Raw genomic sequence first — 22853 nt, 5'->3', positions numbered from 1 at the left:
CCCAAAACAGGGAATCAGGTTTTGAAAGCATCACAAACGGCTAAATCCAATCCGCCGCATCCGGCCTGGCGCGAGCAACTCAGCTTGCGCCTGCGTGAGGGTGCTCTGCTGGCGATGATCGCTGTGTGCCTTTATCTGTGCATGGCGCTTTTTACCTACAGCCCGGAAGACCCGGGCTGGACCCGCAGTGGTGACGTCAGTCAGGTCCAGAATGCTGGCGGGCGCATGGGGTCCTGGGTGGCCGATATCCTGTTATTGACCCTGGGTTACCTGGCCTTTCTGTTTCCGTTGATCGTGGCGCTCAAGGTATGGCAAATGTTTCGCCGGCGTCATCTGCCGTTGGTCTGGAATGGTTGGCTGTTTTCCTGGCGGCTGATCGGATTTGTGCTGACGTTGCTGGCCGGTACCGCACTGGTGGCCTTGCATGGCAGCCCGCCGGCGAATTTCCCGGAGGGAGCCGGAGCGGGTGGTATCCTGGGTGAGTTGCTGCGTCAGTTGAGTTACCCCATTCTGAACATGCAAGGCAGCACATTGCTGTTCCTTACCCTGTTTCTGTTCGGGATTACCGTATTCACCAACTTGTCCTGGTTCCGGGTGATGGATCTGACCGGGCGAATTGTGCTGGATCTGTGTGATTTGCTGCGGCGTGCCTGGGCCTCCTGGATGGCGCGCCGACAGGGACGCAAGGCCGCTGCGTCGTCTGCGGCGCCACGTCGTGAGCCGGTAGACAGTGCCGAGTCCAAACGTCAGGCGGAAGCGTCCCGGGCGCAACGCCAGGAAGCGCTGGCACGGCACCGTGCCGAGCGGGAGCATCGCAAGGCTCCGGAAATCGTGCCACCGGATACCAAGCCGGTTGAAGCCAGCGTGCGCGCCCAGAAAGAGAAGCAATCCAGCCTGTTCGCCGGGGTCGAACCGGGTTCGTTGCCGCCGATTGGTTTGCTGGATGCGCCGAGCAAGAAAACCAAGGGTTTTTCTGCCGAGTCACTGGAAGGGATGTCGCGCCTGCTGGAAATCAAGCTGAAGGACTTTGGCGTCGATGCCGAGGTGGAAAAGGTCCAGCCTGGTCCGGTCATTACCCGCTTCGAGATTCAGCCGGCACCGGGCGTCAAGGTCAGCAAGATTTCCAACCTGGCCAAGGATCTGGCCCGCTCGCTTGCCGTCATCAGCGTGCGTGTGGTCGAGGTGATTCCGGGCAAGACCACCGTTGGTATCGAGATCCCCAATGAAGATCGTGAGATTGTGCGCCTGTCCGAGGTGCTGCAAACGCGTGAATTCGATGAAGCCACCTCACCGGTAACCCTGGCGCTGGGGCATGACATCGGTGGCCATCCGGTGATGGCGGATCTGGCTAAAATGCCGCATTTGCTGGTGGCCGGTACCACGGGGTCGGGTAAATCGGTCGGCGTCAACGCCATGTTGTTGTCGATCCTGTTCAAGGCCGGGCCGGATGAAGTGCGTCTGATCATGATCGACCCGAAAATGCTCGAGTTGTCGATCTACGAAGGCATTCCGCATTTGCTGGCACCGGTAGTGACTGATATGAAAGAGGCCGCCAATGCCTTGCGCTGGTGTGTCGCCGAAATGGAACGTCGCTACAAATTGATGGCGGCGATGGGCGTTCGCAACCTGGCCGGTTTCAACCGCAAGGTAAGGGATGCCGAGAAAGCCGGAGAGCCGCTGAACGATCCCTTGTTCCGCCGCGAATCACCGGAAGACGAGCCACCCAAGCTGGAAACCCTGCCGATCATCGTGGTGGTGATCGATGAGTTTGCCGACATGATGATGATCGTCGGCAAGAAGGTCGAAGAATTGATTGCCCGGATCGCGCAGAAAGCCCGTGCGGCGGGTATTCATCTGATTCTGGCTACCCAGCGCCCGTCGGTCGACGTGATTACCGGTCTGATCAAGGCCAATATCCCGACCCGTATGGCGTTCCAGGTGTCCAGCAAGATCGATTCGCGCACCATTCTCGATCAGGGTGGTGCTGAACAGCTGCTGGGGCATGGCGATATGCTGTTCATGCCGCCGGGTACCAGTTTGCCGGTGCGGGTTCACGGGGCATTCGTCTCTGATGATGAAGTACACCGTCTGGTGGATGAATGGAAGCAGCGCGGTGAGCCGGATTATATTCAGGACATCGTCGACGGTACCGATGAAGCGATTCCGGGTATCGACCCCGCCGGCAGCGGCGGCGGCAGTGAAGATGATGATCCCTTGTACGATGAAGCGGTGCAGTTTGTCACCGAAAGTCGGCGGGCCTCCATATCTGCCGTGCAACGCAAGCTGAAAATCGGCTACAACCGCGCCGCGCGCATGATTGAATCTATGGAGATGGCCGGTGTCGTAACCTCCATGAACACCAATGGCAGTCGCGAAGTGATTGCTCCACCCCCGGTACGTGATTGAGAGGACAGGCATACATGCGCCACACCTTGCGCCCGATGTTTCACCGAGTTGTAACCCGATCCATGCTGACCTTGACCCTGGCAGTCGGTAGTTGTGCTGCCCTGGTTCAGGCCGACAGCCAGGCAGAGGCGGCAGCGGAATTGAATCGCTTGCTGTCCAGTGCAGAAACCCTGCAAGCGGATTTTTCGCAGATGACCCGCAGTGCCAGTGGCGACAGTCTGCAGGAAACCACAGGCCAGGTAACCCTGCAGCGTCCGGGCAAATTTGTCTGGCATACCGCGCCACCCCTGGAACAGGTGCTGGTGTCCGATGGCGAACAGATCTGGTTGTATGACCCGGATTTGATGCAGGTAACCGTGCAGCAAATGGACCCGCGCCTGACGCATACCCCGGCCTTGCTGTTGTCCGGTGACGTCAGCACCCTGGCGGAAAACTTCGACATCCACGTGGAAGACAGCGGTAGCGTGGTGGATTTCACCTTGATCCCAAAAGCCAGTGACACGCTGTTCGAGGAGTTACGGTTGTCATTCTGGGATGGCAAGATCAACGACATGCAGTTGAACGATCCGATTGGCCAGCGCACCAACATCCTGTTCAGCGATGTGCAGATCAACCCAGAGGTGGATGACGACGCATTTACCTTCGATATCCCCGAAGGGGTCGATGTGATCAGCGAATAACATGGACCTGTTTGCCCAGGCCCCGCGACATCAGCCTCTGGCCGCTCGCATGCGGCCACGCACCCTGGACGAGTATGCCGGCCAGGCGCATTTGCTCGGGCCGGGTCGTCCGTTGCGTCAGGCGCTGGAGCAGGGCGCCCTGCATTCGATGATTTTCTGGGGCCCGCCGGGGGTGGGTAAAACGACCCTGGCACGACTTCTGGCCACTCTGGCTGATGCCCACTTCGTGACTATTTCGGCGGTGCTTGCCGGGGTCAAGGAGATTCGCCAGGCGGTCGAGCAGGCGCGCCAGCAGGCGGCACAGAATGGCAGACAGACCATCCTCTTCGTCGATGAAGTGCACCGCTTCAACAAGGCGCAGCAGGATGCCTTTTTGCCCTTTGTCGAAGATGGCACCTTGCTGTTTATCGGTGCGACCACGGAAAACCCTTCCTTTGAGCTGAACAATGCCTTGCTCTCGCGGGCACGTGTCTATGTGCTGAAGGCACTGGAGCAGCCCGCGCTGGAGGCTTTGCTCGACCGTGCATTGGCCGATACGGAGCGTGGCCTGGGGCAGCACACGTTGAGCCTGGATGCGGATGCGCGCCGGATGTTGCTGGATGCTGCCGATGGGGATGCCCGGCGCTTGCTCAATCTGTTGGAGATAGCCGCAGACCTGGTGGATGATGGCGGTACCATCGAGCAGGCGCAGGTGGCTGATCTGTTGAATGACAGCCGGCGGCGTTTCGACAAGGGCGGCGAAGCCTTTTACGATCAGATTTCGGCTTTGCACAAGTCGGTTCGTGGCTCCAACCCGGATGCTGCGCTGTACTGGTTTGCCCGCATGCTGGATGGTGGTTGTGATCCGCTATACATCGCCCGCCGGGTTGTGCGCATGGCCAGTGAAGATATCGGCAATGCCGATCCGCGGGCGCTGACCCTGTGCCTGAATGCCTGGGATGTGCAGGAGCGCCTGGGCAGCCCGGAAGGTGAACTGGCCGTGGCGCAAGCGATTGTTTATCTGGCCTGTGCGCCAAAAAGCAATGCCGTGTACAAGGCTTTCAATGCAGCCATGCGTGATGTTGCCGAACAGCCTTCCCATGAGCCGCCGCTGCACCTGCGCAATTCGCCGACCAAACTTATGAAGGAGCTGGGTTACAGCGTGGGTTATCGTTACGCCCATGATGAGCCTGAAGCCTATGCGGCCGGCGAAGATTACTTCCCCGAGGACCTGGAGCCACGGCAGTATTACCAGCCGGTACCGCGCGGGCTGGAGCTGAAGATCGCGCAAAAGCTCGAGCATTTGCGTGGGCTGGATCAGCAAAGTGCGCGCAAGCGCCGATCATAAGTTTTATTTGCCGCCCGAGTGGATTGCTGCGTCTTTGCGCTTCTCGCCATGAGGCCTCAGGGCAGGGCACGTCGTATTCGGCCCCGCCATCACCGCGAGACCGCAGGCCGTGGCGGTCCATGGGTGGCGTTTCAGGCTGGGCGATTGGGGGGCAGAGCGGGTATACTGTGCGGCTTTGGCGGCCCCGGATGGGCCTTACATTCGCCTCTAGCTGAAGATGATGCCCATGCTTGATCCCAAACTGGTTCGTAGCCAACCGCAAGAGATTGCCGAGCGTCTGGCGACCCGTGGTTTTATTCTGGATGTCGACCAATTGGCGACCCTGGAAGCCCGGCGCAAAGAAGTGCAAACACGCACCGAGAGCCTGCAGGCCGAGCGCAACAGCCGCTCCAAGGCGATCGGCAAAGCCAAGGCGCAGGGCGAGGATATTCAACCCCTGTTGGCTGACGTGGACCGCATGGGTGAAGAGCTGAATCAGGCCAAGCAGGATCTGGAAGGTATTCAGGGTGAGCTGGATCAATTGCTGCTGGGCATCCCCAATCTGCCGGATGCTTCGGTTCCGGTGGGCAAGGATGAAGACGACAATCTCGAGGTACGCCGCTGGGGTACTCCGCGTGAGTTCGATTTCGATGTGCTTGATCATGTTGCCATTGGCGAGCAACACGGCTATCTGGATTTTGAAACCGCGGCCAAGCTGTCCGGTGCGCGCTTTGCCTTGATGCGCGGCCCGATTGCCCGTTTGCACCGTGCGCTGGCGCAGTTCATGCTCGATCTGCACATCAACGAGCATGGCTATGAAGAGGTCTATACGCCGTATCTGGTCAATGCCGACAGCCTGCAGGGCACTGGCCAGTTGCCCAAATTCGAGGAAGATCTGTTCCGCATTCGCCGGGAAGATCAGCGCGATCTCTACCTGATACCGACGGCAGAAGTGTCGCTGACCAATATCGTCAGCCAGTCGATTGTCGATGCCGCCAGTCTGCCACTGCGTCTGACTGCGCATACGCCTTGTTTCCGCAGTGAAGCCGGGGCTGCTGGTCGCGATACCCGTGGCATGATCCGTCAGCACCAGTTCGACAAGGTTGAAATGGTCCAGGTTGTGCGACCGGCAGATTCCATGCAGTCACTGGAAGAGCTCACCGGGCATGCCGAAGATATTCTGCAGCGACTGGAGCTGCCGTACCGCACCCTGGCATTGTGTACCGGTGATATGGGCTTTGGCGCGGTCAAGACCTATGATCTGGAAGTGTGGGTTCCCAGCCAGGGCAAGTACCGCGAAATCTCCTCCTGCTCCAATTGCGGCGATTTCCAGGCTCGCCGCATGCAGGCCCGCTGGCGCAATCCGGAGACCGGCAAGCCTGAGCTGGTGCACACCCTGAATGGCTCCGGTCTGGCGGTTGGTCGCACCCTGGTCGCAGTGCTGGAGAATTATCAGCAGGCCGATGGCTCGGTGACGGTGCCTGAGGCGTTGCGACCCTATATGGGTGGGATTGAACGGATCGGTTGAGGCTGTTCCCGTACGGATTATCGACACACACCGACTGAGAGCGCCATGGATTATTTACCGCTGTTTCATAACCTGAACCACCGCTGGGTGCTGGTCATCGGGGGCGGTGAAATTGCTTTGCGCAAATCCCGCCTGCTGAGCGAGGCGGGTGCCCGCCTCAAGGTGGTTGCACCTGAGATTGAAAGCCAGCTGAAAACCCTGGTTGAAGAGGGTGGTGGCGAATGCTTTCAGCGTGGCTATCAGGCCAGCGATCTCGATGACGTGGTGTTGGTGATTGCCGCTACCGATGATGATGGTCTGAATGCAGATGTCTCAGCGGCTGCCCAGGCGCGCAACTTGCCCGTCAATGCAGTCGATGCACCGGATCTGTGTACAGTGATTTTCCCGGCTATTGTCGACCGCTCGCCATTGATGATCGCTATTTCCAGCGGCAGTCATGCACCGGTGCTGGCCCGTCTGACTCGCGCCCGTATCGAAACCCTGTTCCCGCACACTTACGGTACCCTGGCGCAATTGGCCAAGCGTTTCCGAGGCAAGGTCAAGGCCGCTTTTCCGGGCATCAACCAGCGCCGGGTGTTCTGGGAAAATGTGTTTCAGGGCGATATAGCCGAGCGCGTCTTTGCTGGTCAGGAGCAAGAGGCGGAAACCTTGTTGGCCGAGCGTCTGGAGCAGCAGGCCGGGCAGGATTACCAGGGTGAAGTCTACCTGGTCGGTGCCGGGCCGGGCGATCCGGATTTGCTGACTTTCCGCGCCTTGCGGCTGATGCAGCAAGCTGATGTGGTGCTCTACGACCGCCTGGTTGCAACCCCCATCATTGACCTGTGCCGGCGCGATGCGGAGCGGATTTATGTCGGCAAGCGACGCTCCGAACACGCAGTTCCCCAGGAACAGATCAACCAGCTGTTGGTCCGGTTGGCCAAAGAGGGCAAGCGTGTGCTGCGGCTGAAAGGCGGTGATCCGTTTATTTTCGGTCGCGGTGGTGAGGAGATCGAAGAGCTGTCGGCGCATGGCGTGCCGTTTCAGGTCGTACCCGGAATAACTGCCGCCAATGGCTGCTCGGCCTATGCCGGTATTCCACTGACCCACCGTGATCATGCGCTTTCGGTGCGTTTTGTCACCGGCCACCGTAAAGACGGTACGACCGATCTACCCTGGCGTGACCTGGTAGCACCGGGGCAGACGCTGGTGTTCTATATGGGACTGGTCGGGCTGGCGGACATCTGCCAGGGGCTGATCAGTCATGGACGTGGCCCGGACACTCCGATTGCACTGATTCAGCAGGGTACAACCAGCAATCAGAAAGTCTTGATCGGCACACTGGCCAGCATGCCTGAGCTGGTAGCCAATACCACGGTTGAACCGCCAACCCTGTTGATTGTTGGTGAAGTTGTACAGCTGCACGATAAACTCAAGTGGTTTGCTCCAGATCAGGTTATTGGCTCGCAACAGGGTGTTTTGTCCCAATAATCCCGATAGGGGCGTCTGGCATGAGCTAATATAGAGCACTTCAGATGCCTGATAACATCTACAAAGGAGTGTGGCCCTCTGAGCGCTGTGCATAAAAACCCTGTGTTGCGATGCCTGCTCTGCTGGCTGAGCCTGCTGAGCTCGATTCTGCTAACGCCAGCTGTTATGGGCGCCTCTCTTGCGCTGAACGATGTGCCGAGCCAGGCTCTGTCGGCGCATGTGAAGGTGTTGCGTAATCCGGGTACCCCGTTGACTCTGGACGAGGCCCGCGAGTCGTATCGGCAGGGCCGGTTCCAAGCGTTAATGGCGGGGCAGGGAACCAACTTCGGCATTACCCGGGATGAGGTATGGCTGCAGCTGGATTTCTCCACATCCAGAATCCCTTCGCGCTGGCTGCTGGAAGTCGCACACCCGTCACTGGATGTGCTGGATTTTTATCTGGCCGGGCCGGATGGCGATTTTCAACAGCAACATACCGGTGATCTGGTTGCGTTCAATCAACGTCCGGTTGCCCATCGCAATCTGATTGTCGAGTGGGAACTGGCATCCCATGCCGAATACCGCCTGTTTGTCCGTGCCCGCTCTCAGGGTACGCTTTCGATTCCGCTGAAGCTCTGGCAGCCGGATGCTATCTGGTCGCATGATCAGGGTACTTATACGCTGCTCAGCCTGTATTACGGTCTGCTGCTGGGCATGATGCTGTATAACCTGTTCCTTTTCCTGGCCTTGCGCGAGCCCCTGTATCTGGCCTATGTCGCTTTTGTCGGGCTGTTGGGAATCGGACAGGCCGGGCTGGCAGGTTTTACCGGGCAGTTTATCTGGCCTGACAACGCCCTGTTGACCCATTTGTCGCCAACGGGCGGGGTGTCAGCCGCCGGGATATTCGGCTGTATTTTCGTTCAGCGTTTTCTCGGCCAGACTCCGCGCAGCCTGCGGTTGCAGTGGTTGATGCCTGCTCTGGGCGTTGTTTTCGTGTTTATTTTCTTCTGTACCCTCTTCTGGTCGTATTACCTGGCTGCACTGGCGGTCAACGTGGCAGCGCTGACTTTTGCGGTGATAGCCTTGTTGCTGGGCGCCGTGAGTTTCTATCAGGGGCGTCCCGGTGCGCGGTTTTTTGTGCTGGCCTGGGTATCCTTGCTTATCGGCATGGTCATACTCGCATTGCACAATCTGGGCTTTTTCCCCAGCAACCTGTTGACCACCAACGCCATGTTGATCGGCTCAGGTCTGGAAATGGTCTTGCTCTCACTGGCGTTGGGCGATCGCATCAATGCCATTCAGCGTGCTCAGGACCAGGCGCAACAGCAGGCGCTGGTTGAAAATCGTCGTATGGTCGCAGCCTTGCGCGAAAGTGAGCAGGTGCTGGAATCCCGGGTATTGCATCGCACCGAAGCCCTGGAACAAGCCAACGCCGAGCTGTTGCTCAGCAAGGCGCAATTGGAGCAACAGGCCAATCATGATGATCTGACTGGCCTGGCCAATCGCAAGTTGCTTGCGGATCGGTTGCAGAGTGCGATGGCACGGTCCCGGCGCCTGGGCAAGCCCTTTGCTCTGCTGGTACTGGATCTGGACAAGTTCAAGCTGGTCAATGATCGCTTCGGGCACAGCGCCGGTGATGAGTTGTTGCGGCAGATAGCCGGGCGACTTCGCGACGGATTGCGGGAGTCGGATACCATTGCCCGTGTCGGGGGGGATGAGTTTGTCGTACTGGTGGAGCAGGTGGATGATCCCGCCAGCCTGCCGGCCTTGCACGACAAGCTCCAGCGGCTGGTGACTACCGTGGTGGATTTGCCGGATGGCCAGCAGGCTGCAGTGGGCGTCAGTATCGGTCAGGCCTTGTTTCCCGATGATGCCGGCGACAGCGACGCCCTGTTCAATGTCGCTGACCGCGCCATGTATCAGGCCAAAACGGACGACTGAGGCACCTCTGCAGAACTACCCGGGTTGCAGCAGCGGCGTTGAAAACATCCTTGTGCGCGAGCCCGATCACACTGCTCGTTTACATCGCGCAAACTGCGTTTTTCAGGGGTTCCCTAACTGCGTAGACGGTTGATCAGCCAGAAGATCAGTGCACCCGCCAGTGACAGAACCAGTATGCCGGCAAAAAGCAAGGACATCCGGTGACGAGCGATAAGCTGCTCGCGACCGTTGCTGCGCAACTGTTGCCAGGCATCGTAGTCTGCCGGCACTTCGACCAGGTTGTTGGCTGCGACGTAATCGCGGTAATACTGGTACATGGTCGCCGTCAACTCGGGGTTGCTGGCGGCCAGATTGTTGCGTTCAAAGGGGTCGTCGGCCAGGTTGAAAAGCAACAGTCCCTGGCGATTGTTGATCGCTTCGGACGCGACGACCAGCTTGTAATCCCCTTGCCATACTGCAATGCCTCCCGCCAGTTCGTACACGGTTATATCTTCAGGGCCGTGGATGCGTTCGGTTTCACCATGCAGCAAGGGCAACAGGCTTTTACCCATAATGCGGTGCACTTCACGTTCCTGGTAGCGGCCATCGGGTTGCTCAATGCCGGCCAGCTCGAGCAATGTCGGGGTGATGTCGGTGACGTAGCCAAAGGCGTTGGTTTGCGCGCCGGCTGCTATCTGGCCAGGCTGGCGCACCAGCAGGGGGACGCGCATGCCGCCATTGAAGGGTGAACCCTTGTAGGAAAAGAACGGTGTGTTGGAGGCATAGGCCCAGCCGGGACCATATTCACTGTAACTGCCGGGCGCGCCCAGTTGCTCCCGTTCGAGGTTGTAACGCCAGCGGTAGAACATCGGTGCAACATTCACCAGCTCGGTAGATTCACCACCGTTGTCACTGAGAAAAATCACCAGGGTGTTATCCAGTTGACCCTGTTCGCGCAAATAAGCGAACACGCGACCAATGTTGTGATCCATGGCTTCAGCCATGCCGGCATAGACCTCCATTTGTCGCGCACGGTAGCGACGTTCTTCATCGTCCAGGCTATCCCAGTCGATGGTTTCGGCATCGTAGAATGTGCCCCAGTCACTGGAAACCACGGAATCAATGGCGCGAGGAACTACCCCCATGGCCGTCATTCGCTCGTAGCGTTGGCGGCGTATTTCGTCCCAGCCCTGATCATATTTTCCGGCATAACGCTCGATGAACGCTTCAGGCGCATGGTGTGGTGCATGGACTGCCTGAAATGACAGGTAAGCGAAGAAGGGTTCGTCGCGTTCTCGATCAGCGTCGAGGTAGCCGATCAGCTTGTCGGTAAAAAAGGTGGAAGAGTAGAAATCATCCGGCAGGCTGATCGGTTGATCATTTTCCAGATAAGTAGCGCTGCCGCCGGGCAGGTAGTGTTTGGCTTCCCAGTTGTCGGCTCCGCTTTCCAGCAGAGTCACTGATTGCTCGAAGCCGCGTGCGCCAGGCAGGCTTTGTGGCCGGTCACCAAGATGCCATTTGCCGGCCATATAGGTGCGGTAACCATGGTCACGCAGCAGGGTGGGCAGGGTGACAACCTGATCATTCAGCCAGGTTTCGTAACCGGGTTGGCCTTTCTGGTTGTCGGCCATGATTTCCCGCATGTTGCCCATGCCGACCTTGTGATTGGTTACGCCAGTGAGCAGCATGCCGCGCGTGGGAGAGCAGGTGGCAGACACATTGAAGTTGGTGAACTGCATGCCTTCGGCGGCCAGTGTGTCGATGTTGGGGGTGCTGATTTCGCCACCATAGGCGCCGGGGTCGCTGAACCCCATGTCATCGGCGAGGATCAACAGGATATTCGGGCGCGTGTCGGCCTGGGTGACGAAGCTGGCGAGCAGGCTGGCGGCCAGTAGTAATGTGCGTAAACATGTCATGGCTGAGTCCGGATTATTCTTGTGGTCAATAGGGGTATTGCCAGTAACTCGCTCTCAGTATAGTGACAGCAGAATCAGGAATGCCTTGGCCTCGCGTGCCAAAATCAGGGCTCCTCAGTCAGGCTCCCGTCGCAGGCTGGTTGCCCGGTTGTGGGGCTGGCAATGCCGTTGCGAAGGCTTGTTCCGCAACAGGTTCTGAATGCCAACAACAAAAAGGAGAACGGCAATGGCCGCACCCGAGCAATCCCGTTGGTTGACCGTGACCCGGCAAATGGTCAATCAGCATGCGTTGACGACCGGCGATGGCTTTGCGGAATGGGTGCATTGCGACGATGATCGTGCCGCCCGAGAGATGCCTTATGGCGGTGCTATCGTGCAGGGCTTCTTGCAGGTCGCGCTGTTGATTCAGCTGTGTCAGGACATTGGTGACGATGACCACTACGACATCAACCATTCACTCAATTATGGTTTTGACCGTTTGCGTTTTCTGCATCCACTGGTTGTCGGGCGTGCAGTTCGCGCTCGCGTCAATAGCCGAGAGAAGACCCCGCATCCACGTGGAGGCATACGTTTGAAGCTGGCGGTCGAGCTGGAGGATGACCAGGGCAATGTAGTCCTGGCTGCAGACTGGTTGTTCTATCGGCAACCCATTCCAGCACCGATCAACAGCAATCTGACGACAGCAGGCGTTTCTCGCTGGACCGAGGTGCTGCAGCAGCTGGCCGCAAGCAGACCGGACAAACCCGCCTGGACGCTGGCTGAGCAGACGTTTACGCATAACCAGGTCTGGCGCGAGGTTCAGCAGCTGGCGTCAGCGTTGCGCCAGGCTGGTATCCGGCCGGGTGACCGGGTCGCGGTGTTGGCCAGTCCGCGACCAGAACCCTGGGCGCTGTTTCTGGCATGCTGCGCCTGTGATGCCATCTATGTGGCGCTGGACCCGGCTGGTCGGGACACAACCTTGACGACTCAGATTGCCCAGGCTGATCCGGCATTGATTATGGATTTACTGGCTGAGCCGCGACTGACCGAACAACCAGGTTTGTTGCAGTGGTCGACGGTAGAGGTAGCGCTGCCGCAGTTGGCCGCTGCGATTGCCGCTGTACAGTGCCGTGCGGCGCAAACACCTCACCCGGAAAACGCGTTGCTGGATACCCGTGATGCGCGTTTGCTGGTGTTCACCCCTGGCTCGAGTGGTGAGCCCAAGGGGGTATTGCACAGCGAAGCGACGCTGTTGCGCATGGCGGCGGAAATTTCCCGCGGGCTGGATCTGACGGCCAGGAGCCGGATGCTGTGCCACTTGCCCATGGGCCATTTGAGCGGTTTGCTGGACACCTGTGCGGCGGCGCAATGGGTTGGCGCGAAGCTGGTGTTTCAGCCTGTCAACAAACCAGCCAAGGTGTTGGCGACCATCAGTGGTGAGGCTATCAGCGTTCTGATCGGGGTGCCTGCCTGGTGTGTTCGTCTGCTGGCCGACAAGCGTTGGGCCCATTCCGATTTCAGTGCCTTGCAGCGTATTGTATTGATTGCCGAGCGCCCGGGGACTGAACTGTGTCGGCGTCTACTGAAAACCGGTGCCATCGTGCAAAGGGGCTATGGCCTCAGTGAAGGTGTCTCTCTGTGCAGCTTGTCGCCACCGGGGCTGGCAGCGCCTGAACTGAGCGAGTCGGTCGGGCGGATATTGCCGGGTATCCGGGCGCGCCTGGTGGATGAGCTGGGGCTGGATGTGCCCGAGGGGGCGGCGGGTGAAATCCAGTTGCCGCGTGACTGGCGCATGTTGGCCTATTGGCGCGATCCGCAGTCGACCCAGGCGGTGTTGACGCCGGATGGCTGGCTGCATTCAGGAGACCTAGCAGTAGCGGATGCGGCGGGAACACTGCGTTTGCAGGGGCGCCTGGCCGGGCGTTTTCTGTCGGTCGGGCAGGAGGTGGTGCCGGAGGTGATCGAGGAGGCGTTGGAATCACTTGATCAAGTGGTGCAGGCTGTTGTGGTATCGGTCAGCGATGCGGTACGCGGTGCCGTGGGGGTGGCCTTTGTGGTTCCAGTCAATTTTCAGGTCGACGCGGCTGAGCTGGAAGCCGCGTTGTCCGAGTTGCTGCCGGTTGAGCAGCTGCCAAGGCATTGGGTATTGAGTGCCGACTTGCCCTTGCTGTCCATCGGCAAGCCTGACCGGGCGTTGTTGAGTCTGGATGCCGAACATGTGTTTGCCGGCAGCAAGCAATCCTGAGGCGCGAACGCGGTCGCCATTATGCCTCTATTTACAACGCTTTGTTGTTGAAAAGAACATATTGTGCCTGCCTGGTCAGAAAATGTTCATAGACTTCATCAGCTGGCATATACTGGACCGAATACTGATTTTAAACCGGGAAGGCCAATGCAAAAAGAATCCAGGAAAGTACGCGAGTTCCGGCGTCGGGAACAGGAAATTCTTGATACTGCACTGAATCTGTTTCTGCAGCATGGTGAAGACAGCGTAACCGTTGAGATGATTGCCGATGAAGTGGGTATCGGCAAGGGGACTATCTACAAGCATTTCAAATCCAAGGCCGAAATATTTCTGCGCCTGATGCTGGATTACGAGAGAGATCTGGCGGATCTGTTGCATTCCAATCTTATCGAGCGTGACAAGGCTGCCTTGCCGAAAGAGTATTTTGCCTTCCGCATGAGTGATCCCGAGCGCTATCGCTTGTTTGACCGTCTGGAAGAAAAGCTGGTGAAAAGCCACCAGCTGCCGGCCATGGTGGAAAAACTGCACCAGATTCGCGCTTCAAATTTCAATCATCTCACCGGGGTTATCCAGCAGCGGATCGATGAAGGCAAGCTCGAAGACGTGCCGGCCTATTTCCATTACTGTGCTGCCTGGGCCCTGGTGCACGGGGCGATGGCGATGTATCACTCGCCCTTCTGGCAAGAGGTTATTGAAGACAAGGAAGGCTATATGCAATTTCTGACTGATGTCGGCGTGCGTATGGGTAACCGCTTCAAGCGGCGCACGGATTAGGGTGCATCGATATACAAAAACGCCGGCCTTTCAGGCCGGCGTTTTTTGTGGGGCTATTCCGACACCCGGACAATTACAGTGTCAGGGGTGGGTTGGCCCAGTAGCCACAGTAGTGATATCCAGCAAACTCGGAGGCGCTAACCGTTTCCAGTTGCGGTGTATCGAGCTGCATGATTTCTCCACTGCTGACTTGCGGCCACTCAAGGGTTGCACCGTCACTGGCATTCGGGTCACCGTATTTGGCGAACTGGGTCCAGAAGGTGACCATGTTGGCTGCCAGGTCATCGAGCTCTGCTTCATTGCCGGTATAGCGATCCTGCATGATGCTTTCCGGGTAGAGCACATAGGGGATCTCACCCGCGTGTGTGGCCCCCAGCGGGAAGCTGATGGGGACGTTGCCGACATTGGGCACGGGTACTGCCGGTGGCACCAGAGTCCAGGGTGCGTTGGTGTCGCGGAACCAGTACTGGTAAGTATTCATGTTTTGCCCGGCAAAGAGGCCGGCCTGGGCCTGGCTGTTGCAGGCGAACATGAAATCAGTCCAGATGGCTGACAGGGCGAGGGAGAGCTGGCTCGGGTTGCCTGTATAGCGGGCGAGATAGTCGTCGCCAATCTGCTCAACGTCGAAGGGCACTACCGCCAGGTAGGGCGCAAAGAAATCAGCTACCCGGTTGCGGTACTCGCCGATTCCCATGGCATCGAGAGAGGTCAGGTTGTTGGTCAGCTCGTCCAGCGCAACGAAGAGCGTGCCTTCGTCCTGATTGTTGCCAATCATGATATCCAGATTGTTGTCAATCTGGCCGCTTGAAAGACCTTGGGCAATCGAGCGGGGGAGGAAATTGCCGCCGGCCGTTGGTATGGACTGTGATCCCTGCAGAGCCAGGACCTGCGTGGGCGTCAGCGCGCGCAAACAATCTGCGGCAGTCTGTTCGGCGCAGACGTCGGCAAAGGTTGCCCGGGCGGCACCTTCAACCCCCAGACCAATCTGCTGGCCCTGGGCGAGCGGGACCTGGTCCTGTGCATAGGAGCCGCTCTGGATGATGGCGCGCTGGAACAGGTCGTTTTCCTGCGCACTGGGAGAAACAATATGGCTCATGACGCTGTGACCACCGGCTGATTCGCCAAAAATGGTGACGGTATCCGGGTCGCCGCCAAATGCGGCGATGTTGTCTTTGACCCATTGCAGTGCCAGCTGTTGATCCATCAGACCAAAGTTGCCATCCCCGTCACCCAGCTCCGGGTGGGCGAGAAAACCAAGATGGCCGAGGCGATAATTGAGCGTGACGACAATGACGTCTTCCTCCACCAGGCGAGTGGGGTCATATTCGCCACCTCCATTGCCAAATACGAAAGCGCCACCGTGAATCCAGACCATTACCGGTAAGCCGGCAGCTTGTTCGGGCGCGTAGACGTTGAGGAACAGGCAGTCCTCGTCACCCTGAACGGCTCCGGTATTGATATCCGACTGCGGGCACATGTTGCCGAATTCTTCTGACAGAGCAACGACGCCGTCATGGCTTTCGGCCGGGAGGGGGGCCGAAAAGCGCAAATCATTGACAGGTGGTTGGGCATAGGGGATGCCGCGGAAGACCCGGACACCGTTCAGGTTGATGCCGGAAAAGTCACCTTGCTGGGTTGATATGGTCAAGGGGTCAACCGGAGGAGCATCCGAGCCGGAAGAGCCGGAGCCGGACAGGCAGCCGGTCAGGGCGGCGCTGAGGATGATTGCGGACAGGCTGGTCAGAGCGAACCCGGATTTGTTGGTTAGTGTGCGCATTGTTCTTATCCTGGACTGAAATGGTAAGACCTGTTGAGGAAAGCCGGTGCAAAGCCTCTTCATCCTCCTGATGGAAGAAGCAGCCCTTGAAACGACCTGTTACTCAGGGTAGCAGGCGCTGTTCGGCAGGCTTGTCTCACTCTGGGGGTGATTGTCTGGATATGCATGGCTTCCTCAGACAAGCTGACTTGAATTGATACAATATGAGAAAAAGTCTGGCTACGCTAAGCCCATATAGGGGATGGCCATTTGCAGCTATCCAGGGCTAAAATGAGCAGTTAAATTCAGCGAGGATGCCGCGGCGATATGCTCAATCAGCTTCCGGTCAGTTATATCGAGCCGGTCTTCCGGCCACCGAGTGAAGCCCACTCACTGATTCTCCCGGTCACCAATGGTTGTTCCTGGAATCAGTGCACGTTCTGCGAGATGTACACGGCCCCACAGAAAAAGTTTCGCGCCCGCAAGGAAAGTGAGGTGCTGGATGAAATTCGCCGTTGCGGCGAGCGCCTGATCGTTCAGCGAGTGTTCCTGGCCGATGGCGATGCCATGGTGCTGCCGACCCACCGCTTGCTGCGAATCCTGCAGGCCATTCGTGAGCATATGCCAACGGTTGAAAGGGTTACCTCCTATTGCTTGCCACGCAATCTCAAGCGCAAGTCGGTAGCCGAGCTGGAGGAGCTGCGTGAAGCCGGTCTGGCGATGCTCTACGTGGGTGCCGAGTCGGGTGATGACGAGGTGCTGCAGCGCGTCAACAAAGGCGAGACGGCCGCTTCCACCATTGAGGCGCTGAACAAGGCTGGTGATGCCGGTATGCAGCGCTCGGTAATGATTCTCAACGGCCTGGGCGGGCGCAGTTTGAGCCGCCAGCATGCACTGAACTCGGCGCGCCTGGCCAATGAGACACAACCGGAATTTCTGTCTACTCTGGTAGTCAGCTTTCCTCAGGGAATGGACCGGTTCAAGACGCTGTACCCCGACTTCGAACCACTGGAGCAGCAGGATCTGTTTGCTGAAATGGCGTTGCTGCTTGACGCGCTGGAATTGGACAACAGCGTGTTCAGAAGTGACCACGCGTCCAACTATCTGGTGCTGAAAGGGGTGTTGGGCGCGGACAAGGCGCGTATGCTACAACAAGTGCACGCGGCGATGGAGACTCCGGCTTCCGCTGGTCTGCGTCCGGAGTGGATGCGCGGCCTCTAGAGCTGCACAGCTGGAGAGTTGGCTATGCGATGGATTTGGCGTTGTTTGGTGGTTCTTGGTGCGGTGATGCTGGCTGGCTGTGTCAGCCCTTCGGACATGCAGAAGACCTCGCGGCACTATCTGGGTGATATGGGGGCCATGAATCACTACCGTCTGGAGCGCCCGGCGAACTGGACGCTGCAACCGGATTCGCGGCTGTATATTGCCCAGGGCCATTTTCTTCCGGTGGACAACCCCTATGCACGCCCCAATGTGGTGGCGGAAGAAGCTTTTTATGCGGCAGTGAATGTCTTTCCGCGCGTGCGGCGGGCGGAGAACCCCCTGGGTCTTGAGCAGGCACTGGCCGAGGCGCAGTCGCATTACGCCGATTACTTGCTGTATACCCGTTTTGCCCGGGCCAAGGATGCCGTTGGCAGTAGCGAACACTGGTCGGTATCCAGGCAGTTTCGTGACCTGGGGACCGATCGCGCTATTCTGCAGATGACCCTGTTCGAAGTGAACAGTGGTCGTCAGGTCGACTATGCTGTCATCCATACCCGAGGCGGCTTTCTGCAGTTCTATCAGCAAAAGCCCGAAGATCTTCTGCGTCGCCCTCTGGATGACTACATGAATCGCCTTATTGCACGCTAGGCAGTGTTCTCGGCGGATATTGGAGCGAGTTGACAGGGTCTTTCACCCTGCAGCGCTGCCACAGCCATTCTCCCCATCATTGTTCGGCACTTTTGCACAGTGATCGGCATCAAGGAGTATTTCTATGCAACGACCACCACCGCCGCAGTCTCTGCTTGACAGTATTCCGCAAGCGGACAGCGGGCAACGTCGCGAGCCAGCCCCGGTGCATTTGTGGGATCCGCCGTTGAGCGGTGAAATGGATATGCACATCGCTCGTGACGGCACCTGGTATCACGAAGGTGATCCCATCAGGCGCAAGCCCCTGGTACAGCTCTTTGCCGGTATTCTGAAATTCGATGCGGACGCTGGGCGTTACTATCTGGTAACGCCTGTGGAGCGCTGGGGGATTCAGGTTGATGACGCGCCTTTCGTTGCTACCCGGCTGACTGTTGAAGGGCAGGGCGAGCAGCAAAGCCTGAACTTTACGACCAATCTGGACGACAGCGTTACCGCTGACTCAGAGCACCCTCTGTGGGTTGAGCTGCGCGGCAGTTCCGCAGAGCCCGCGCCCTATGTGCGAGTCCGCAGCAATCTGGATGCGCTGATCCACCGCAACGTGTTTTATCAGTTGGTTGATCTGGCGGTCGAGCGCGAAATGGATGGTGTGCAGCGAACCGGAGTGTGGAGTAGCGGGGTATTTTTTCCCCTGGATGGGCTCTGATCGCGTCTCCAGCCAGGTTAGCCCTTGCGGGTAGCCTGGCTGGAGGCAATCCGGTTCTTCAGCCGCGCCGTCGGAACAGTGGTTCAGGTTGGTCAGTGGCGCTCTGATATACCTCGGAGAAGTCATTCAGACTTTGCAGGGCATCTTCAGTGTCGCGATCCTCGCGAATGGCAAAGGCGTTGAAGCCACAGCGCTGTAAGTAAAACAGCTGGTCACGCAGCACATCGCCGATGGCGCGCAGTTCGCCCTGGTAGTCAAAACGATCACGCAGCAGGCGAGCACTGGAGTAGTGCCGGCCGTCACTGAATACCGGAAAGTTGAGGGCGATGACCTGAAAATGCGCCAGGTCATCGACAATGTTTTCCACTTCCTCGTCGCTGTCCAGCCAGATACCCAGGCCGCCATCACGCACTTTCAGCGCATGGCTGTGTTCCTGCCACAGGGCCAGTGGAACGATCAGGTCGTCGCTGTTGGACAGGCCGTCGAGGCTGGCGTCTTTCGGCAACAGGTGCCAGCTTTCGTCGATGACCTGGCGGTCCTTAATGATTCGTTGCATAGACGCGCTCCTTGAACGGGGCAATCCCTATCCGCTGATAGGTGTCGATAAAGAGTTCTTCGGCAGTGCGTTGCTCCAGGTAGACATCGATGATGCGCTGGACCACCTGGGGCATCTGTTCGGCAGCAAAGGATGGGCCGAGAATCTGGCCAATGGCTGCATTGCGGCCGCTGTTGCCACCGAGTGATACCTGATAGAACTCCTGGCCTTTCTTGTCTACGCCCAATACGCCGATATGGCCGACGTGGTGGTGTCCACAGGCATTCATGCAGCCGGAGATATTGACGTCGATATCACCGATATCATGCAGGTAATCAAGGTCATCGAAGGCACGCTGGATGGCTTCGGCAATCGGGATTGATTTGGCGTTGGCCAGGGCGCAGAAGTCACCGCCCGGGCAGCAGATCATATCGGTCAACAGGCCGATGTTCGGGGTGGCGAAGCCATGTTCCCGGGCCTCTTGCCAGAGTGCGAAGAGGTCGGCCTGACGCACGTGCGGCAGAATCAGATTCTGGTTGTGACTGACGCGAATCTCGCCAAAGCTGAAACGCTCGGCCAGGTCGGCGGCGGCTTCCAGTTGCTGGGCACTGATATCACCGGGCGCCACGGCAGTCGGCTTCAGTGACAGGGTCACAGCAGCGTAGCCGGCAACCTTGTGTGCGTGCACATTGCGCAGTGACCAGTTGTTGAAGCCCTTGTCGCTTTCACGCTTGGTCAGGTAGCCGGCATCATCGCCGCTGAACGCTTCGTAAGCAGGCAGTACGAAGTGTTTGCTGATGCGCGCGACTTCGGCTTCGGTCAGGGTAGCTGGCCCATCTTTACTGTGTGCCCATTCGGCGGCGACTTTTTCGGCAAAGACGTCAGGCGTGAGTGCCTTGACCAGAATCTTGATCCGCGCCTTGTACTTGTTGTCACGACGACCGTAACGGTTGTACACACGCAGAATGGCATCCAGATAGGTCAGCAGGTGCTGCCAGGGCAGGAAGGCGTTGATTTCGGCACCCACAATCGGGGTTCGGCCCAGGCCTCCACCGACCAGAACACGGAAGCCAATCTCGCCCGCGTCGTTCCTGACCACATTGAGGCCGATATCGTGCACGCCAATGGCTGCACGGTCTTCACTGGCGCCGTTGACGGCAATCTTGAACTTGCGCGGCAGATAGGCGAACTCCGGATGGAAGGTCGACCACTGACGGATGATTTCGCACCATGGGCGCGGGTCTAACAGTTCGTCGGCAGCAACCCCCGCAAACTGGTCGGTGGTGGTATTTCGGATGCAGTTGCCGCTGGTCTGGATCGCATGCATCTGCACATCAGCCAGATGAGCCAGAATGTCCGGCACATCTTCCAGTGCCGGCCAGTTGAACTGCACGTTCTGGCGGGTAGTCAGGTGGGCATAGCCTTTGTCATAGGTACGCGCGATAAACGCCAGCTTGCGCAGACGCTCGGCGGAGAGCACACCATAAGGCACGGCAATGCGCAGCATCGGCGCATAACGCTGTACGTAGAGGCCGTTCTGCAAGCGCAGCGGCAGGAATTCATTTTCGGTCAGTTCGCCGGCGAGAAAGCGGCGTGTCTGATCGCGGAACTGCTTGACGCGGTCCTCAACGATCCGTTGATCATACTCGTCGTAGATATACATGCTGACAACCTGTTGATGGTCTCTGCGGCCAACTTTTCGTAAGCGACCAGGCTATCCCGGGGCTATGTCACGGGCGCGCAGACATTACCAGTTTTTGGATATGCACAAAAGTAATGTTTATCTATATGGATAGAACCAAGTGTCTGTTTTTGGCCTGTTTACCGGGTACGCAACCGCGTCCGGGTTGAGTTTTTATCGCGTCTGGGCTTTACTGCACCAGTATTTTACGCAAGAGCCACCCTGAGTCTTGGTGGTTTACGGGTTTGCTGCCCGGATGCAATCAACAACAATAACAGTGAGGACCGACCATGAGCGACCACGATATCCGTAACCAGGAGCTGGAGCAGGACGATAACGGCGACAGCTACGCAGATGCATTCGCTGCGGTAGTGATTATTCTGATCGCCGTGGCTACCGCTGTTTTCTGGATTTCCCAGCAGTAACATCTGCTTGATCGCCGGTTCTTCCCGCGACCGCTCTCCCGCGCCAGGCGTTGAGCGGTTGCTTTGCTGCGTCTGTGGCCAACGCCGTTGGCCGGTCAGATGCCACTCAAGCTCAGTACCAGCTTGACCACGCCCAGCACAATCAACACGAACAACGCGGTAAAACCGACACCCAGTATAATGAAATGGCTGGGTTTTCCCTGCGAGAAATCCCGTTGCCGGGCTTTCTCGCTTTGCACGCCCAGAGCGGCCATCAACACGCTGGAGAGCATGTCGCGAAAGCGCATGGGTTGTTTGCCGGACTCTCTGTTTTCTGTTGATTCGGGCATGATCACCTCTTCGTCAATCGTGTCAGCATAACTTATATGCGTATCTGCGCCCAATGCCGTCGGCGCCACATGATGGCGAAAATGACGGACGTCAGCGCCCGGTAGCAACTCTGCATCAGCCAGATCACCAGCAAGCCACCTCCCAGCACCGGGCCAGCCAGATAGGCCAGCGGCAGAAACAGCAGCCACTGGCTACCCAGGTTGACCAGCATCACTGTGCGGCTGGCACCCGCGCCCAGCAGCGCCTGGGTCAGTACCAGTGCAGTGGCATCCAGAGTCATGCCGATCCCGGTTATTCGCAACGGCCATTGGCCGAGGACGAGCAGGTCCGGGTCCTGGGTAAATAGCCGCAGTACCAGTTCCGGCATGAGCCAGAACGGTAAACCCATGACGAACAGCGCGAGAACGGCAACCCGAACCACATCCCAGCCCCAGCGATAGGCTTCTTCGGCTTTGTCAGCCCCCAGGCTCTGGCTGACCAGCGTGGTGGCGGCCATGCCCAGGCCGACGCCGGGCAGGATCAAGAGCAGCGCCAGGTTGATGAGGATATGTGCAATCGCCAGTTCGGCGGTACCGACCTGGGCGATGATCCAGAACAGGGTGGTAATCCCGGTGGCAAAAAAGAACTGCTGCAGCGAGTTGGGAACCGACAGGCGCAGCATGCTTTTCAGCTCGCGGGAGCGTGGTCGGGCCTGCAGGAAGCCATGTTGGCGGCCGCGCTTGAGGGTCATCACGAAATACAGCCCGCAACCAATGAACATGGCAATACAGGTACCCAGACCGGAGCCTTCGGCCCCCATTTCCGGCAGCCCGAAGTGGCCGAAAATCAGCCCGTAACTGATGGCTACATTGGCCAGGTGCATCAGAATCAGGATCTGCAGATAAAGCCCCGACTGGCGCGTACCATTCCAGTAGCCGCGAAACGCGAAGTTGAAGCCAACGGCAACAATGGCCAGGCTGCGCCACTGGAAATAGTCACTGCCGAGTGCCACGACAGCAGGGTCGTCGGAAAGAAAGCCGATGATGTGGTCGGCATTGAACCAGCCGATCAGGGTCAGTGGAATGGCCGCGATCAGGGCAATCAGCAAACCTTCGTTCAAAGGCGCGGCTATCTGCTGTTCGGCACCTTCGCCACGCCGGCGAGCGACCATGGCCTGCACCCCGGCCCCAAGCCCCATAATCAGTGCGATGGCCATGAAGTTGACGTAACTGCCCAGGCCGACCCCGGCCAGTGCTTCCTTGCCCAGACTGCCGACCATGGCAGCGTCGACCAGATTGAGCAGGCTCTGGCTGAGCATGCCGCCCATGATCGGCAGGCCCAACCAGGTTATGGTGCGCAACCGATCACGGGCGGGAAGGAAGGTCATCAGGCC

General features: G+C 58.4%; 18 protein-coding genes. 12 read left to right on the top strand and 6 right to left on the bottom strand.

Features of this window, described 5'->3' with window-relative positions; genetic code table 11:
- Window positions 1-21: 21 nt before the first annotated feature.
- The 6 genes from BLU07_RS07915 (at window position 22) to BLU07_RS07890 (ending at window position 9307) form a co-directional block, all read left to right on the top strand.
- Window positions 22-2406, top strand: a complete 2385-nt coding sequence (locus tag BLU07_RS07915) for a DNA translocase FtsK (RefSeq protein WP_269434161.1) — start codon at window positions 22-24, stop codon at window positions 2404-2406.
- Between the two features lie 62 nt (window positions 2407-2468).
- A complete protein-coding gene (gene lolA / locus BLU07_RS07910; RefSeq protein WP_092389683.1) occupies window positions 2469-3086 on the top strand; it encodes an outer membrane lipoprotein chaperone LolA in 618 nt (205 codons plus the stop codon).
- Between the two features lies 1 nt (window position 3087).
- Window positions 3088-4413, top strand: a complete 1326-nt coding sequence (locus BLU07_RS07905; RefSeq protein WP_092385795.1) for a replication-associated recombination protein A — start codon at window positions 3088-3090, stop codon at window positions 4411-4413.
- A gap of 226 nt (window positions 4414-4639) precedes the next feature.
- Window positions 4640-5920: a serine--tRNA ligase gene (gene serS, locus BLU07_RS07900; protein WP_092389681.1), complete on the top strand. Its 1281-nt coding sequence runs from the start codon at window positions 4640-4642 to the stop codon at window positions 5918-5920.
- Between the two features lie 45 nt (window positions 5921-5965).
- Window positions 5966-7387: a siroheme synthase CysG gene (gene cysG / locus BLU07_RS07895; RefSeq protein WP_092385793.1), complete on the top strand. Its 1422-nt coding sequence runs from the start codon at window positions 5966-5968 to the stop codon at window positions 7385-7387.
- A 165-nt stretch (window positions 7388-7552) separates the two neighbouring features.
- Complete coding sequence (locus BLU07_RS07890; protein WP_157719127.1) at window positions 7553-9307, top strand: diguanylate cyclase; 1755 nt, start codon at window positions 7553-7555, stop codon at window positions 9305-9307.
- A 113-nt stretch (window positions 9308-9420) separates the two neighbouring features.
- Here BLU07_RS07890 and BLU07_RS07885 read toward each other — a convergent pair whose 3' ends face one another.
- Window positions 9421-11202 (bottom strand): arylsulfatase, encoded by a 1782-nt coding sequence (locus tag BLU07_RS07885; protein WP_092385789.1) that lies wholly within the window; start codon window positions 11200-11202, stop codon window positions 9421-9423.
- A gap of 226 nt (window positions 11203-11428) precedes the next feature.
- Between BLU07_RS07885 and BLU07_RS07880 the strand changes: the two genes are divergently transcribed.
- Complete coding sequence (locus BLU07_RS07880) at window positions 11429-13426, top strand: AMP-binding protein (RefSeq protein ID WP_172830103.1); 1998 nt, start codon at window positions 11429-11431, stop codon at window positions 13424-13426.
- Between the two features lie 147 nt (window positions 13427-13573).
- A complete protein-coding gene (locus BLU07_RS07875) occupies window positions 13574-14200 on the top strand; it encodes a TetR/AcrR family transcriptional regulator (RefSeq protein ID WP_092385785.1) in 627 nt (208 codons plus the stop codon).
- Between the two features lie 73 nt (window positions 14201-14273).
- On the opposite strand, the gene BLU07_RS07870 is transcribed toward BLU07_RS07875, so the two are convergent.
- On the bottom strand, window positions 14274-15977 hold the full coding sequence (locus BLU07_RS07870; protein ID WP_157719125.1) for a carboxylesterase/lipase family protein: 1704 nt from the start codon (window positions 15975-15977) through the stop codon (window positions 14274-14276).
- Window positions 15978-16283: 306 nt separating this feature from the next.
- Here BLU07_RS07870 and BLU07_RS07865 point away from each other — a divergent pair, with 306 nt between their 5' ends.
- From BLU07_RS07865 to BLU07_RS07855, 3 genes are all read left to right on the top strand, one after another.
- Window positions 16284-17177, top strand: coding sequence for a radical SAM protein (locus BLU07_RS07865; RefSeq protein ID WP_092385781.1), 894 nt, complete (start codon window positions 16284-16286; stop codon window positions 17175-17177).
- 24 nt (window positions 17178-17201) lie between these two features.
- Window positions 17202-17807 carry a DUF4823 domain-containing protein gene (locus tag BLU07_RS07860; RefSeq protein WP_092385779.1) on the top strand — a complete coding sequence of 202 codons (606 nt, stop codon included), beginning with the start codon at window positions 17202-17204 and terminating at the stop codon, window positions 17805-17807.
- A 124-nt stretch (window positions 17808-17931) separates the two neighbouring features.
- On the top strand, window positions 17932-18510 hold the full coding sequence (locus BLU07_RS07855) for a DUF1285 domain-containing protein (protein WP_092385777.1): 579 nt from the start codon (window positions 17932-17934) through the stop codon (window positions 18508-18510).
- Window positions 18511-18568: 58 nt separating this feature from the next.
- On the opposite strand, the gene BLU07_RS07850 is transcribed toward BLU07_RS07855, so the two are convergent.
- Both BLU07_RS07850 and BLU07_RS07845 read right to left on the bottom strand, forming a co-directional pair.
- The gene (locus BLU07_RS07850) at window positions 18569-19066 is read right to left on the bottom strand and encodes a DUF934 domain-containing protein (RefSeq protein ID WP_092385775.1); all 498 of its coding nucleotides are present in this window, start codon (window positions 19064-19066) and stop codon (window positions 18569-18571) included.
- On the bottom strand, window positions 19050-20708 hold the full coding sequence (locus BLU07_RS07845; protein WP_092385773.1) for a nitrite/sulfite reductase: 1659 nt from the start codon (window positions 20706-20708) through the stop codon (window positions 19050-19052). The genes BLU07_RS07850 and BLU07_RS07845 overlap by 17 nt, the downstream gene beginning before the upstream one ends.
- A gap of 308 nt (window positions 20709-21016) precedes the next feature.
- Here BLU07_RS07845 and BLU07_RS17965 point away from each other — a divergent pair, with 308 nt between their 5' ends.
- A complete protein-coding gene (locus tag BLU07_RS17965) occupies window positions 21017-21151 on the top strand; it encodes a hypothetical protein (protein ID WP_269434160.1) in 135 nt (44 codons plus the stop codon).
- A gap of 95 nt (window positions 21152-21246) precedes the next feature.
- Here BLU07_RS17965 and BLU07_RS07840 read toward each other — a convergent pair whose 3' ends face one another.
- Both BLU07_RS07840 and BLU07_RS07835 read right to left on the bottom strand, forming a co-directional pair.
- Window positions 21247-21480, bottom strand: coding sequence for a DUF2970 domain-containing protein (locus BLU07_RS07840; protein ID WP_172830102.1), 234 nt, complete (start codon window positions 21478-21480; stop codon window positions 21247-21249).
- Between the two features lie 32 nt (window positions 21481-21512).
- Window positions 21513-22847 carry an MATE family efflux transporter gene (locus tag BLU07_RS07835; RefSeq protein ID WP_092385769.1) on the bottom strand — a complete coding sequence of 445 codons (1335 nt, stop codon included), beginning with the start codon at window positions 22845-22847 and terminating at the stop codon, window positions 21513-21515.
- Between the last annotated feature and the right edge of the window lie 6 nt (window positions 22848-22853).

This window comes from Halopseudomonas salegens, from assembly GCF_900105655.1.
Lineage (GTDB): Bacteria > Pseudomonadota > Gammaproteobacteria > Pseudomonadales > Pseudomonadaceae > Halopseudomonas > Halopseudomonas salegens.
The sequence above is the reverse complement of the archived record's forward strand: the minus strand, read 5'-3'. Positions and strand labels throughout refer to the sequence as shown.

What these genes read in the sequence shown, in the direction of transcription:
- lolA (WP_092389683.1), top strand. Translation starts at nt 2,469, where the DNA reads ATGCTGACCTTGACCCTGGCAGTCGGTAGTTGTGCTGCCCTGGTTCAG.
- BLU07_RS07905 (WP_092385795.1), top strand. Translation starts at nt 3,088, where the DNA reads ATGGACCTGTTTGCCCAGGCCCCGCGACATCAGCCTCTGGCCGCTCGC.
- serS (WP_092389681.1), top strand. Translation starts at nt 4,640, where the DNA reads ATGCTTGATCCCAAACTGGTTCGTAGCCAACCGCAAGAGATTGCCGAG.
- cysG (WP_092385793.1), top strand. Translation starts at nt 5,966, where the DNA reads ATGGATTATTTACCGCTGTTTCATAACCTGAACCACCGCTGGGTGCTG.
- BLU07_RS07890 (WP_157719127.1), top strand. Translation starts at nt 7,553, where the DNA reads ATGGGCGCCTCTCTTGCGCTGAACGATGTGCCGAGCCAGGCTCTGTCG.
- BLU07_RS07885 (WP_092385789.1), bottom strand. Translation starts at nt 11,202, where the DNA reads ATGACATGTTTACGCACATTACTACTGGCCGCCAGCCTGCTCGCCAGC.
- BLU07_RS07880 (WP_172830103.1), top strand. Translation starts at nt 11,429, where the DNA reads ATGGCCGCACCCGAGCAATCCCGTTGGTTGACCGTGACCCGGCAAATG.
- BLU07_RS07875 (WP_092385785.1), top strand. Translation starts at nt 13,574, where the DNA reads ATGCAAAAAGAATCCAGGAAAGTACGCGAGTTCCGGCGTCGGGAACAG.
- BLU07_RS07870 (WP_157719125.1), bottom strand. Translation starts at nt 15,977, where the DNA reads ATGCGCACACTAACCAACAAATCCGGGTTCGCTCTGACCAGCCTGTCC.
- BLU07_RS07865 (WP_092385781.1), top strand. Translation starts at nt 16,284, where the DNA reads ATGCTCAATCAGCTTCCGGTCAGTTATATCGAGCCGGTCTTCCGGCCA.
- BLU07_RS07860 (WP_092385779.1), top strand. Translation starts at nt 17,202, where the DNA reads ATGCGATGGATTTGGCGTTGTTTGGTGGTTCTTGGTGCGGTGATGCTG.
- BLU07_RS07855 (WP_092385777.1), top strand. Translation starts at nt 17,932, where the DNA reads ATGCAACGACCACCACCGCCGCAGTCTCTGCTTGACAGTATTCCGCAA.
- BLU07_RS07850 (WP_092385775.1), bottom strand. Translation starts at nt 19,066, where the DNA reads ATGCAACGAATCATTAAGGACCGCCAGGTCATCGACGAAAGCTGGCAC.
- BLU07_RS07845 (WP_092385773.1), bottom strand. Translation starts at nt 20,708, where the DNA reads ATGTATATCTACGACGAGTATGATCAACGGATCGTTGAGGACCGCGTC.
- BLU07_RS17965 (WP_269434160.1), top strand. Translation starts at nt 21,017, where the DNA reads ATGAGCGACCACGATATCCGTAACCAGGAGCTGGAGCAGGACGATAAC.
- BLU07_RS07840 (WP_172830102.1), bottom strand. Translation starts at nt 21,480, where the DNA reads ATGCCCGAATCAACAGAAAACAGAGAGTCCGGCAAACAACCCATGCGC.
- BLU07_RS07835 (WP_092385769.1), bottom strand. Translation starts at nt 22,847, where the DNA reads ATGACCTTCCTTCCCGCCCGTGATCGGTTGCGCACCATAACCTGGTTG.